The sequence below is a fragment of the Luteimonas sp. A478 genome (assembly GCF_054052025.1).
Genome location: NZ_JBSVRF010000001.1, coordinates 719,495 through 732,211, shown reverse-complemented (window position 1 = coordinate 732,211; position 12,717 = coordinate 719,495). Strand labels below are relative to the sequence as shown.

Below are 12,717 nucleotides of genomic sequence, written 5' to 3'. Positions count from 1 at the left end.
GCACACGGGCAGGGCGTGTCCGGGACGTGGGTGAAATAACCTGCCGGCCCATCAGGCAAGCAGACGATGCCTACGCGGCTCAGCCGCGCCTGGTGGCCAGGCGCTGACCCAGGCGGACCGGGGTTTCCGGGCCCAGTTCCTCAGACAGTTCCGCAACGCCCGGCGGCAGCAGCACGACTACGGTGGAGCCGTAGTTGAAGCGGGCCATTTCCGCGAAGCGCTCGAGCGCGATGCCCTTGCCACGATAGTCCTTGCGGGTGATCCGCTTGCCGTAGGCGGGGATTTCCTCGCCGCCCCACACGGTTTCCACACCCGACACCAGCAAGGCGCCGACCATCACCATCGCCATAGGACCGAAGTCCGTGTCGAAGTGGCAGACCAGGCGCTCGTTGCGGGCAAACAGGCGCGGAACATGGCGCACGGCGGCGGGGCCGACGCTGAACAGCCGGCCGGGTACGTGCACGGTTTCGCGCAGGGTGCCGGTCCACGGCATGTGCACGCGATGGTAGTCGCGTGGCGACAGGTACACGGTGGCGAACGATCCGCCGTCGAAAATCTCCGCGGCGGCGGCATCACCCAGCAGTTCCGCGGCGGTGAACGACTGGCCCTTGGCCTGGAAGATCCGGCCTGCTTCATCCACATGGCCGATTGGTCCGCACTGGCTGATGCGCCCGTCGGCCGGCATCAGCAAGGCGGAAGGATCCGGATCCGGGGTGCGCGCGTCGGGGCGCAGTGCACGGGTGAAGAAGGCATTGAAACTGGGATAAGCGCGCGGATCGGGGTCGGCCGCTTCGGACAGGTCCACGTCGAAGCGCCGGACTACGGTATCGATCAGCCAGCGGCTGGTGCGCGGGCTCTGCGAATAGGCCATGCGCCGGGCAAGCGAGGACAGCAACCGGTGCGGCAGCACCCAGGTGAGCGCGGTAATCGGATCCATCAGGAAAGGCCTGGTGTCAGTTGCGCGAGGCTTCGGTGAGCATGCGCAGATCGGCGGCAATCGCCTCGGGCTCCAGCGGGCCCTGCAGCACGCCGGCCATGCGGGCCTGCGGGTCGAGGATGGCCATCGCCGACGAGTGGTCAATGCTGTACTGGTCTTCCGGCACGCCATCCGGCGCCGGCACCTTCATGAACACCAGTGACAGCGAACGGGTGAATTCTTCCAGCGCGGGAATATCGGCCGTTGCGCCCAAGGTGTCGCGGTGGAAGGCCGAGATGTAGTCGCCGATCCGGTCCGGGGTGTCGCGCTCCGGGTCAACCGAGACGAACAGCACGCGCGGGCGCACAGCATCGGGGATGTCTTCCCACTGCCGCTGCGCCTGGCCCAGCTGGGTCAGGGTCATCGGGCACACGTCGGGGCAGAAGGTGAAGCCGATGAACACGATGGTCCAGTGCCCGTGCAGCTCGCCGGGCAGCAGCTGGGTGCCATCCGACTGTTGCATGGCGAAATCGGGCAGCTCGCGCGGCTGCGGAAACAGGCTGATCGCCCGGGTTTCAGGCTGGGCGCCCGTGCTCCCGGGGCCGGAGAGGATCTTCTGTGCTGCGAGCAGGCCCAGGCCAGCGGCGAGGGCAACAACGAGGATGATGAGCGTGGTGCGATTGAACATTGTTCATTCCACTTGGGCCGCGTCCATCATACCCGCGTGGCCGATATACTTCCCTGTTCCATTGCCGCCGCGGACCACGCTGCCATGACCGATGAACTCCGTACCATCATCGACCTGATCCGCTACGGCGCCAGCCGCTTCAACGCGGCCGGGCTGACGTTCGGACACAGTTACGACAACGCCCTGGACGAAGCCACCCAGCTCACCCTGCACGCCCTGCATCTGCCGCACGACCTGTCGCCGGTGTACGGCCAGTCGCGGGTGACCCTGGCCGAGAAGGAAGATGTGCTGGCGCTGTTCCTGCGCCGGATCGAAGAGCGCGTGCCCGCCGCCTACCTGACCGGCGAAGCCTGGTTTGCCGGCCTGTCGTTCAAGTCCGACGAGCGGGCCCTGGTGCCGCGCTCGCCGATCGCCGAACTGATCCTTGAGGGGTTCGAACCCTGGCTGGGCGGGCGCGATGTGCGCCGGGCGCTGGACCTGTGCACCGGGTCGGGCTGCATCGCCATCGCCATGGCCCATTACAACCCGGACTGGCACGTGGACGGGGTGGACCTGAGCCCGGAGGCGCTGTCGCTGGCGCATGAGAACGTGGCCGCCCAGAACGTGGACAACATCCGCCTGCTGGAATCGGACCTGTTCGAGGGTCTCCACGGCGAGCGCTATGACCTTATCGTCACCAACCCGCCGTACGTCACCAACGACGAAACCGACGCGCTGCCGCCGGAGTACGTGCACGAACCCGAGCTGGGCCTGCGCGCCGGTGACGATGGCCTTGACCTGGTGCTGAAGATCCTGCGCGAAGCCCCGCTGCACCTGAGCGAGGACGGCATGCTGGTATGCGAGGTGGGCGATTCCGAGCGCGCCCTGGCGGCGCTGCTGCCGGAACTGCCGCTGGCGTGGGTCGATTTCAAAGTCGGACAGATGGGCGTGTTTGTTGCCGAACGGCGTGACCTGGTGCATCACAACGCCCGCATCAGCGAGCTGGCTGCCGCCCGTGAACCGGGCGCGGTCCGCGCCTCGGGGAGCGCCGGCTCCGACTTGTTCTGAGCCGGTGTCCAATACCTTCGGCCAACTGCTACGGGTCACCACCTTCGGTGAATCACACGGGCCGGCGATCGGCTGCGTGATCGATGGCTGCCCGCCGGGCATCGCAATCGCGTCGGAGGATTTCACGTCCGATCTGGCGCGTCGCGCCACCGGGCGCAGCCGCCACACCTCGGCGCGCCGCGAGGACGATGCGGTGGAAATCCTGTCAGGCGTGCATGAAGGCCGGACCACGGGGACGCCGCTGGCGCTGCTGATCCGCAACACGGACGCGCGCAGCAAGGATTACGACCGCATCACCGGGCAGTTCCGGCCCGGGCATGCGGACTATGTCTACTGGCATAAATACGGCATCCGCGATCCGCGCGGCGGCGGACGCGCCTCGGCGCGCGAGACCACCATGCGTGTGGCCGCCGCGGTGATCGCGAAGAAGTGGCTGGCCGAGCGCCATGGCGTGCGCGTGCGCGGCCACCTGGCGCAGATCGGCGAAATCGTTCCGCACAGCCACGACTGGGCAGCCGTCGAGACCAATCCATTCTTCTGGCCGGATGCCTCGCAGGTGCCGGAGCTGGAAGCCTTCATGGACGCGCTGCGCAAGTCCGGCGACTCGGTGGGTGGCAAGGTCCGGGTCGTGGCCGACGGCGTGCCGCCCGGCTGGGGCGCACCGGTCTACGGCAAGCTCGATGCCGGCCTGGCCGCAGCGATGATGTCGATCAACGCGGTCAAGGGCGTGGAGATCGGCGCCGGGTTCGACTCGGTGACCCAGAAGGGCAGCGAGCACCGCGATGTGATGACGCCCGAAGGCTTCCGCTCCAACCACGCCGGCGGCGTGCTGGGCGGCATCAGCAGCGGGCAGCAGGTGGAGTGCAGCGTGGCGTTCAAGCCCACCTCCAGCCTGCGTCTGCCGGTGGAAGGTCTGGATGAAGCGGGCGAGGTGGTGGATATCGTCACCACGGGCCGTCATGACCCTTGCGTCGGTATCCGCGCCACGCCTATCTGCGAAGCGATGATGGCGCTGGAATTGATGGACCAGGCGCTGCGCCACCGGGCGCAGTGCGGTGATGTGGACGGGATGGCGCCGCGGATCGCGGCTTCGGTCCCGGAGGTTGATGGAAATGAGTGAGCAGACCGGCAATCAGCAAACGGTAAGGCCGCTGAAGGTGGCGGTGGTTGGCGCAACCGGCGCCGTGGGCGAAACGATCCTCTCGATCCTGGCCGAGCGGAGGTTCCCGCTCGCAGGGCTGGTGGCCCTGGCCAGCGAGCGCTCTGCGGGCGGAACGGTCGATTTCGGCTTTGACGATGAGGTCGTTCTGCAGGACCTCGCGACATTTGATCCGGCAGGCATCGATATCGCATTTTTCGCGGCCGGCGGGACGGTGTCGCAGGAGCACGCGCCGCGGTTCGCGGCCGCCGGTGCGCTGGTGATCGACAACTCCTCCGCCTTCCGCCAGGACCCGGACGTGCCCTTGGTGGTAGCCGAGGTCAATCCCGGAGATCTGGCCCATCGGCCGCGCGGGATCATCGCCAACCCCAACTGCTCGACCATGCAGATGATGGTGGCCCTGGCGCCGATCCACCGCGCGGTGGGCATCAAGCGCATCAACGTGGCGACCTACCAGTCCGTGTCCGGAGCCGGGCGTGCGGCCATGGAGGAGCTGGGACGGCAGACGAGCGCCCTGCTGAACTTCCAGGGCGCGGTGCCGGAGCGGTTCCCGGTGCAGATCGCGTTCAACCTGATCCCGCACATCGATGAGTTCCTGGACAACGGCTACACCCGCGAGGAGATGAAGCTGGTGTGGGAAACCCGCAGGATCCTCGGCGACGACTCAATCCAGGTGAACGCAACCGCGGTGCGCGTGCCCGTGTTCTACGGACACTCGGAGGCGGTACACATCGAAACCCGCGACAAGATCGATGCTTCCAGCGTCCGCGGACTGCTGGAAGCCGCGCCCGGGGTCACCGTCGTGGACGAACGTGCGCCGGGTGGCTACCCCACGCCGGTCAGCCACGCATCCGGAGACGATCAGGTCTACGTCGGGCGGATCCGCGAGGACCTGTCGCATCCGCGCGGGCTCAATCTGTGGATCGTGTCCGACAACATCCGCAAGGGCGCCGCCCTGAATGCGGTGCAGATTGCCGAACTGGTTGCCGCGCGGCTGTGAAACATTGCGGACCGGCGCTGCAGGCGGCTAGAGTCGGAACGCGCAAAAGGGGACAGGCATGCCGATGACATGGAGATTCGCGTGGACGCTGGTGTTGGTGCTTATGGCCAGCCCCGCGTTCGCACTTGGGCTGGGTCAGATCCAGGTGCGCTCCCAGCACGGGGAGCCGCTGCTCGCGGAAATCCCGATCGTTTCCAGCGATCCCAATGAGCTGCGCCAGCTGCGTGTCGGCCTGGCTTCGCCTGAAACGTTCGCCCGCATCGGACTGCAGCCGCCGCAGGGAGTGGTGCGCAACCTGCAGTTCAACGTGGCCCTGGACGCTTCCGGCCGGCCAGTGGTCCGGGTCACCAGCAGCGCGCCGGTTGACCAGTCGCTGCTGACTTTCCTGATCGAGGCCGACTGGGGGCAGGGACGCCTGGTGCGTGAGTACTCGGCGCTGCTGGACGCCCCGGACGCCATCGCCGCGCCCGCGCAGCCATCCATCCAGGCGCCCGTGGTCGAGTCCGGTGACAGGATCATCCGGCCTGCGCAGGCAGCGTCTGCTTCTGCAGTTGCGGACGGACAGGAGGCAGTGGAACCCGAGGCCGCATCGGCGCCTGAAACCGTCGTCGGGGCGGACGATGCCGCGCCCGTGCAACCGGCTCCCGCGCCGGCTCCTGCTCCGATTGCTGCGACCCCGCCGCCGGCTGCTGCAGCCGTAGGCGGCGAGCTTGCCCCGGTCCAGGCCGGTGACACCCTCAGCACCATCGCCCAGCGCCTTGCCAGCGAGGAGGGCGTGACCACCAACCAGATGATGCTTGCGCTGTTGCGCACCAATTCGGGCGCTTTCATCGGCGGCAATATCAACCTGCTGCGCGAGGGTGCGGTGCTGCGCGTTCCCGACCGTGACGATGTGCTGCAGCAGTCGACGGCCCAGGCAACCGCCGAAGTGCGGAGCCACGTGGCCCGCTGGCGTGAAATGTCCGCCCCCCAGCCCCAGCCGATGGATCCGGCGACTGCTCCAGGCACGGCGACGGACCAGGCTGCGGACGAAATCGCCGAAGCTGCGCAGGCGCAGCGCGGCACCCAGACAGCCGATGCGCGGCTTGAAATCGCACCGTCGTCCTCAGCGGATGGCGGTCAGGCGGGAACACGATCCGGCATTGCCGCCGGTGGCGAGGGTGAGATGTTGCGACAGGAACTGCAGGAAACCCGGGAAACGCTGGCCGCCCGTGATGCGGAGGTCGATGAGCTCAAAATGCGGCTGGCCGATCTGGAGCAGCTGCAGGGCAAGCAGCAACAGCTGATCGAACTCAAGGACAGCGAGCTGGCCGCGGTGCAGCAGCGCCTGGCCGAGTCCAATCAGCAGTCCTCGCCCAGCCTGGCCCAGGCCAACGAATCTGGCGCCGGTGCGCCGGAGACGGCCCAGGGCGGCAGCGGCGCCTGGCTGTGGATCGGGTTGGGCGTGGTGCTGATCCTCGCCGCCGCCGTGGTCTGGCTCAAGAGCCGGCGCGACGGTGAATCATCCAGCGGGCCGACCGGGGCGGGTGGCCGCCGCCGAGCCACCGCCACGCCTGCCTGGCACGCGGGCAGCGCCGGCGTGGCCACAGGCGTCACGGCAGGGGGTGCTTTGTCCACTGAGGATGGCGCGCCTGCAGCCATGGATGCAGGCCATGAACCCGACGGGCCCGTCGTCGCGGCCGAAACAGACGACGGGCCTGGCGAGCCTGTCCCGGCAGCTGGGTCGTGGCAGGCCGAGGTCCCCGGGTCAGTCGTGGAAGACCCGCTTCCCCCAGCCGCGCCCGTGCCCGTACCGGAGCCCGAACCTGTCCCGGCCCGGACTCCGTCGGTGGCCGCAGACCTGGACGAGCCCTCTGCCCACGACCTGCTTGCCGGCGCCGGGGAGCGGCTGGAGCTGGCCAAGGCATACGTGGAACTGGGTGATATCGACACCGCCCGCGACCTGTTGGGGGAGGTGGTCGGATCCGGCAACCCGATTGAAGCTGCCGAAGCCGAGCGCCTGCTGGTCGAGCTGGCCTGACCGCCGCGGCTGCGACCGGGCCCGGAACTGCCACCATGCGTTTTGCGATAGGCGTTGAATACGACGGCAGTGAGTTCCATGGCTGGCAGCGACTGAGCCAGCCCGGCGAGCCCGGGCCTGCAACGATCCAGGGCGCGCTGGAGCAAGCATTGTCGCGGGTGGCGGACTCTCCGGTGGCCACCGTGTGCGCCGGACGCACAGACGCAGGCGTGCATGCCATCTGCCAGGTGGCCCATTTCGACAGCGATGTGCCGCGCCCGACGCGCGCCTGGGTGCTGGGCACAACCGGAAATCTTCCGCCTTCCGTTGCCGTGCGCTGGTGCGTGCCCGTGGCCGATGATTTCAGCGCCCGGTTCTCCGCCCGTGCGCGCCGCTACCGCTACCGCATCATCAACCGGCCGGTGCGTGCCGCGCTGCAGAGGCAGTACCTGGCCTGGGAGCGCAGGCCGCTGGATGCCGACGCCATGCACCGCGCTGCCCAGCTGCTGCTGGGCGAGCAGGATTTTTCCAGCTTCCGCACCGTGCATTGCCAGGCCGAACACGCACGGCGCGAGCTGCAATCCATCAGCGTTCGGCGCAGTGGCGATGAGGTGCTGGTGGATGTGCAGGCCAATGCGTTCCTGCACCACATGGTCCGCAACATCGTCGGCTCGCTGCTGGAAGTGGGGGCGGGCGAGCGTGAGCAGGGCTGGATCGGCGAGGTGCTGGCCGCCCGCGACCGGACCGTGGCCGGTCCCACCGCCCGCGCGGCGGGCCTGACCTTTCTCGGCCCGCTGTACCCTGCGCAATGGAACCTTCCCGGAGAAGTAAGCCAGTGAAACGGACCCTGTTCCGTACCAGGATCAAGTTCTGCGGCATGACCCGGGCAGGCGATGTCCGCCTGGCGGGCGAGCTGGGGGTGGATGCCGTCGGTTTCGTTTTCGCCCAGGGCAGCTCGCGCAGGCTGGAGCCGGAGGAAGCGCGTGCCCTTCGCGTCGCGCTGGCCCCGATGGTCAGCGCAGTGGCGGTGTTCCGCGACAACAGCCAGCGCGAGGTGCGCGAGGCGGTGCGCCAGGTGCGGCCCACTCTGCTGCAGTTCCACGGCGACGAGGAGGAAAGCTTCTGCCGCAGCTTCGGCGTACCCTATATCAAGGCCGTGGCGATGGCCGATGGTGCCGGCCGCGTGGATATGGACCAGCTGCGGTTGCGATGGCCTTCGGGCGTGGGCTTCCTGTTCGATGCCCATGGCAGCGAGGTGGAGCCGGGCAGCGGCCGCGGCTTTGACTGGTCGCGGTTGCCGACGGGAAGCGAAATTCCGTTCCTGCTGGCCGGCGGGCTGGACCCGGACAATATTTATGAGGCTGCGTTGGCGACCCTGCCCTGGGGAGTGGACGTGGCCAGTGGAATTGAAAGCGCGCCGGGCATCAAGGACGGCGAGCTGATGCGACGGTTCGTTGAACAGGTACGCCGCGCAGACTGCCAGGAGATCGGCGACGAGCCGCGGAACGGGAATGACTGAAACAATCGATTACCGGGCATGGCCCGATGCAAACGGCCGCTTCGGCCGTTTTGGTGGCCGCTTCGTGGCCGAGACCCTGATCGGCCCGCTGGAAGAATTGGCCGCGGCCTATGACGCCGCCCGCGTGGATCCGGAGTTCATCGAGGCATTCGAGCAGGACCTGAAGCACTACGTGGGCCGCGAAAGCCCGATCTACCATGCCCGCCGGCTGAGTGAAGAGACGGGCGGCGCGCGCATCCTGCTCAAGCGCGAAGACCTGAACCATACCGGCGCGCACAAGATCAACAACACCATCGGCCAGGCGCTGCTGGCGACCCGCATGGGCAAGCGCCGGATCATCGCCGAGACCGGTGCCGGACAGCACGGCGTGGCCACAGCCACGGTGGCCGCGCGGCTCGGGCTGGAGTGCGTGGTCTACATGGGCGCCACGGACATCGAGCGGCAGAAGATCAACGTCTACCGGATGAAGCTGCTGGGCGCCGAGGTGGTGCCGGTGACGTCCGGCTCGGCCACCCTGAAGGACGCGCTCAACGAAGCCATGCGCGACTGGGTGACCAACGTGGTCGATACCTTCTACATCATCGGCACCGTGGCCGGGCCTGATCCGTATCCGCGCATGGTGCGCGATTTCAACGCCGTGGTCGGGCGCGAGGCCCGTGCCCAGGTGCTGGAGCAGTATGGCCGCCTGCCGGATGTGATTACCGCTTGCGTGGGCGGTGGCAGTAATGCGATCGGAATTTTTCACGCGTTCCTCAATGACCGCGATGTGCGCATCGTCGGTGCCGAAGCGGCGGGCGAGGGCATTTCCACGGGCCGCCACGCGGCGTCACTGTCCGCAGGCCGGCCGGGCGTGCTGCATGGCAACCGCACCTACCTGCTGTGCGATGACGATGGCCAGATCAGCCACACCCATTCGATATCGGCGGGCCTGGACTATCCGGGCGTGGGCCCGGAGCACGCGTTCCTCAAGGACACCGGGCGCGCCGAATACGTGGGCGTGACCGATGACGAGGCGTTGGCCGCCTTCCACACGCTGGCCCGCACCGAGGGCATCCTGCCCGCACTGGAATCCAGCCATGCGGTGGCCCAGGCAATCAAGCTGGCGCGGGAGCTGCCGCGAGACGGGATCGTGCTGTGCAACCTGTCCGGTCGCGGCGACAAGGACGTGCATACCATCGCCGCGCGCGAAGGGGTGGAGGTATGAGCCGCCTGGACCTCCGCTTTGCGCAACTGGCAGGAACTGGCCGCAAGGCATTGATTCCCTTCATCACTGCTGGCGATCCCTCGCTTGAGGCGCTGGTGCCGGTGATGCACGCCTCGGTTGCCGCCGGCGCGAACGTGATCGAGCTCGGCATGCCATTTTCAGACCCCATGGCGGATGGCCCGGTGATCCAGCGCGCCTCCGAGCGTGCATTGGCGCGGGGAGCGGGCCCGGACTACGTGTTCGACGCCGTGCGGACCTTCCGCGAGCGCGATCCGGACACCCCGGTGGTGCTGATGGGCTATCTGAATCCGGTGGAGATCCGCGGGCCGGAGCGCTATGCCCGCCAGGCCGCCGAGGCCGGCGTGGACGGCGTGCTGCTGGTGGACCTGCCGCCGGAAGAGGCTGATGAATATCGTGATGCGTTCGGACAGGCCGGCGTTGCGCTGATCCTGCTGCTCTCGCCGACCACGGGTCCGGAGCGGCTGGAGAAGCTGTGCGCGCTGGCCAACGGCTATCTTTACTACGTCAGTTTCGCCGGGGTCACCGGCGACTCGGGGCGCCTGGACGCGGGCGCCGCGGGTGAGCGCCTGCGTGTGATCCGCGAGCGGGCGGGCGTACCAGTGGTGGTGGGCTTTGGCATCCGCGATGCCGACAGCGCCCGGGCGATGGGAGCCGACGCCGATGGCGTGGTAGTCGGCAGCGCGCTGGTTTCGGCGATGGAAGAAGCTGACAGCCCGGGTGCCGCAGCGGCAGCCGCAGGTGCCTTCCTGGCCCCGCTGCGGGCCGCGCTGGACGCCTGAATACTTATCCGATCAACAGCTTGCAGGCGGTTGTGCACGCCGGGCCACAGGTGCTGGTCCGGCGGGCCGCCTGCTAGACTTGCGCATCCGCGCTGCCGGATGTTTCCGGCGCGCCGCCGTCGATCATCACAACGGACGAAAACGAATTGAGCTGGCTGAAAAAACTGATGCCCGGTGCCATCCGCACCGAAACCGGTGCCCCGCGCAAACGCAACGTGCCCGAGGGTCTGTGGGAAAAATGCGACCGCTGCGGCGCGATCCTGTATCGCCCGGAGCTGGAGCAGAACCTCGAGGTCTGCCCGAAGTGCAATGCCCACCGCGCCATCCGCGCGCGTGCACGGCTGCGCGGCTTCCTTGATCCGGGCGCCGGCACCGAGATCGGCGCCGAGCTTGGTCCAACCGATGTGCTCCGTTTCCGCGACCAGAAGCGCTACAGCGATCGCATCAAGGCCGCGCAGAAAGCCACGGGTGAGCGCGACGCGCTGGTGGTGCTGGAAGGCACGCTCAAGCAGCAGCCGATCGTGGCCGCCGCCTTCGACTTCGCCTTCATGGGCGGTTCGATGGGTTCGGTGGTCGGCGAGCGTTTCGCCCTCGGTGTCGAGCGCGCCCTGGAGCTGGGGTGCCCGTTCGTCTGTTTTGCCGCGAGCGGCGGAGCGCGCATGCAGGAGAGCCTGTTCTCGCTGATGCAGATGGCCAAGACGTCGGCCGCGCTTGGGCGCCTGCGTGCGGCCGGGCTGCCCTACATCTCGGTCATGACCCATCCGACCACCGGCGGCGTCTCCGCGTCGTTCGCCATGCTGGGTGACATCAACATGGCCGAACCGGAAGCGCTGATCGGCTTTGCCGGGCCGCGGGTGATCGAGCAGACCGTGCGCGAGACCCTGCCGGAAGGGTTCCAGCGCAGCGAGTTCCTGGTTGAGCACGGTGCGATCGACCAGATCTGCGACCGGCGCGAGCTTCGCGACCGCATCTCCCGCCTGCTGGCAATGATGATGAAGCAGCCGCAGCCCGCACCTGATCCCGAGGTGGCTGCGTGAGCCGGAAGTACTTTGGCACGGATGGTATCCGCGGCCGGGTCGGGCAGTCGCCGATTTCCGCGGACTTCGTGCTGCGCCTGGGCAACGCCTATGGCCATGCGCTGGTGGAAAGCAGGGAAGGGAGCCGCAAGCCGCTGGTGGTGATCGGCAAGGACACCCGCATCTCCAACTACATGTTCGAGGCGGCCCTTGAGGCCGGCCTGGTCGCGGCCGGGGTGAATGTGCAGCTGATGGGGCCGATGCCAACGCCGGCCGTCGCGCACCTGACCCGCTCGCTGCGCGCCGATGGCGGGATCGTGATCTCGGCCTCGCACAACCCGCACCACGACAACGGCATCAAGTTTTTCTCCCACGAAGGCGAAAAGCTGGACGATGCCACCGAGCTGGCGATCGAGTCCGCGCTGGAGCAGCCGTTCCGCACTGTGGACTCGGACAGGATCGGCAAGACCGTACGTACCCGCGATGCGGTGGGCCGTTATCTGGAAGCCTGCAAGGCGTCGCTGCCCCGTGGCTTCGATCTCAATGGCATGCACGTGGCCATGGACTGCGCCAATGGCGCCACCTACAAGGTCGGCCCGCTGGTGCTGCGCGAGCTGGGTGCCCGTGTGAACGCCATCGGTGCGGACCCGAACGGGTTGAACATCAACGACGGTGTGGGTACTACCCATCCCGACGCGCTGGTGAAGCACGTTGAGGCAACGGGCGCGGACCTGGGCATCGCCTTCGACGGCGACGGCGACCGGGTCATGTTCGTCGCGCCGGACGGGCGCATCGTCGACGGTGACGACCTGCTCTACATTCTTGCCTGCGACTGGCAGGAGACCGGGCGCCTTACGGGGCCGGTAGTGGGCACCCTGATGACCAACTACGGCTTCGAACGGGCCGTGGGTGAACGTGGCATCGGCTTCATCCGCGCGAAGGTGGGCGACCGCCACGTGCACCAGGCGCTGCTCGAGCACGATGGCGTGCTGGGTGGCGAAGCATCCGGGCACCTGCTGTGCCTGGATCGCGCCAGCACGGGTGACGGCATCGTTGCCGCGCTGCAGGTGCTGGAGGTGCTCAAGCGGCGTGGCATCAGCCTGCAGCAGGCACTGCAGGGCCTGGAAAAGGTCCCGCAGAAGACCGTGAACGTGCGCTATGAAAACGGCAAATTGCCGGTGGACGCGCCTGAAGTACACCAGGCCCTGGCCAGCGCCCAGTCCGCGGTGCAGGGCAGGGGCCGCGCCTTCCTGCGGCCGTCCGGCACCGAGCCGGTGGTGCGGGTGACGGTGGAAGCCGACGACGATGCGCTGATGCAGCAGACCCTTGATTCCCTGGCCGCGGTGGTACGCGCGGCCGCGGCCTGAAC

General features: G+C 67.9%; 12 protein-coding genes. 10 read left to right on the top strand and 2 right to left on the bottom strand.

Annotation, left to right across the window (positions count from 1 at the left end; all coding sequences use genetic code 11):
• Nucleotides 1-79: 79 nt before the first annotated feature.
• A complete protein-coding gene (gene asd, locus ACW7G3_RS03395) occupies nt 80-937 on the bottom strand; it encodes an archaetidylserine decarboxylase (protein ID WP_456981052.1) in 858 nt (285 codons plus the stop codon).
• A gap of 16 nt (nt 938-953) precedes the next feature.
• A complete protein-coding gene (locus tag ACW7G3_RS03390) occupies nt 954-1,604 on the bottom strand; it encodes an SCO family protein (protein WP_456981050.1) in 651 nt (216 codons plus the stop codon).
• Between the two features lie 84 nt (nt 1,605-1,688).
• Between ACW7G3_RS03390 and prmB the strand changes: the two genes are divergently transcribed.
• From prmB to glmM, 10 genes are all read left to right on the top strand, one after another.
• Nucleotides 1,689-2,651, top strand: a complete 963-nt coding sequence (gene prmB, locus ACW7G3_RS03385; RefSeq protein ID WP_456981049.1) for a 50S ribosomal protein L3 N(5)-glutamine methyltransferase — start codon at nt 1,689-1,691, stop codon at nt 2,649-2,651.
• Nucleotides 2,652-2,655: 4 nt separating this feature from the next.
• Nucleotides 2,656-3,771, top strand: a complete 1,116-nt coding sequence (gene aroC, locus ACW7G3_RS03380; protein ID WP_456981047.1) for a chorismate synthase — start codon at nt 2,656-2,658, stop codon at nt 3,769-3,771.
• Nucleotides 3,764-4,810 carry an aspartate-semialdehyde dehydrogenase gene (locus ACW7G3_RS03375; protein WP_456981046.1) on the top strand — a complete coding sequence of 349 codons (1,047 nt, stop codon included), beginning with the start codon at nt 3,764-3,766 and terminating at the stop codon, nt 4,808-4,810. The genes aroC and ACW7G3_RS03375 overlap by 8 nt, the downstream gene beginning before the upstream one ends.
• 58 nt (nt 4,811-4,868) lie before the next feature.
• Complete coding sequence (locus ACW7G3_RS03370) at nt 4,869-6,830, top strand: FimV/HubP family polar landmark protein (protein WP_456981044.1); 1,962 nt, start codon at nt 4,869-4,871, stop codon at nt 6,828-6,830.
• A gap of 35 nt (nt 6,831-6,865) precedes the next feature.
• Nucleotides 6,866-7,648 carry a tRNA pseudouridine(38-40) synthase TruA gene (gene truA, locus ACW7G3_RS03365; protein WP_456981042.1) on the top strand — a complete coding sequence of 261 codons (783 nt, stop codon included), beginning with the start codon at nt 6,866-6,868 and terminating at the stop codon, nt 7,646-7,648.
• Nucleotides 7,645-8,328: a phosphoribosylanthranilate isomerase gene (locus ACW7G3_RS03360; RefSeq protein WP_456981041.1), complete on the top strand. Its 684-nt coding sequence runs from the start codon at nt 7,645-7,647 to the stop codon at nt 8,326-8,328. The genes truA and ACW7G3_RS03360 overlap by 4 nt, the downstream gene beginning before the upstream one ends.
• A complete protein-coding gene (gene trpB / locus ACW7G3_RS03355; protein WP_456981040.1) occupies nt 8,321-9,532 on the top strand; it encodes a tryptophan synthase subunit beta in 1,212 nt (403 codons plus the stop codon). Before ACW7G3_RS03360 ends, trpB begins: the two co-directional genes overlap by 8 nt.
• Nucleotides 9,529-10,332, top strand: coding sequence for a tryptophan synthase subunit alpha (trpA, locus tag ACW7G3_RS03350; protein WP_456981038.1), 804 nt, complete (start codon nt 9,529-9,531; stop codon nt 10,330-10,332). Before trpB ends, trpA begins: the two co-directional genes overlap by 4 nt.
• A 146-nt stretch (nt 10,333-10,478) precedes the next feature.
• Nucleotides 10,479-11,369, top strand: coding sequence for an acetyl-CoA carboxylase, carboxyltransferase subunit beta (gene accD / locus ACW7G3_RS03345; protein WP_456972423.1), 891 nt, complete (start codon nt 10,479-10,481; stop codon nt 11,367-11,369).
• Entirely contained in the window at nt 11,366-12,715 is a 1,350-nt protein-coding gene (glmM, locus tag ACW7G3_RS03340; protein ID WP_456981036.1) for a phosphoglucosamine mutase, read from the top strand. Before accD ends, glmM begins: the two co-directional genes overlap by 4 nt.
• Nucleotides 12,716-12,717: the final 2 nt, after the last annotated feature.

Bases quoted from the DNA above. Each gene is read 5' to 3' on its own strand.
- asd (WP_456981052.1), bottom strand. From the start codon at position 937: ATGGATCCGATTACCGCGCTCACCTGGGTGCTGCCGCACCGGTTGCTG.
- ACW7G3_RS03390 (WP_456981050.1), bottom strand. From the start codon at position 1,604: ATGTTCAATCGCACCACGCTCATCATCCTCGTTGTTGCCCTCGCCGCT.
- prmB (WP_456981049.1), top strand. From the start codon at position 1,689: ATGACCGATGAACTCCGTACCATCATCGACCTGATCCGCTACGGCGCC.
- ACW7G3_RS03375 (WP_456981046.1), top strand. From the start codon at position 3,764: ATGAGTGAGCAGACCGGCAATCAGCAAACGGTAAGGCCGCTGAAGGTG.
- ACW7G3_RS03370 (WP_456981044.1), top strand. From the start codon at position 4,869: ATGCCGATGACATGGAGATTCGCGTGGACGCTGGTGTTGGTGCTTATG.
- truA (WP_456981042.1), top strand. From the start codon at position 6,866: ATGCGTTTTGCGATAGGCGTTGAATACGACGGCAGTGAGTTCCATGGC.
- trpB (WP_456981040.1), top strand. From the start codon at position 8,321: ATGACTGAAACAATCGATTACCGGGCATGGCCCGATGCAAACGGCCGC.
- trpA (WP_456981038.1), top strand. From the start codon at position 9,529: ATGAGCCGCCTGGACCTCCGCTTTGCGCAACTGGCAGGAACTGGCCGC.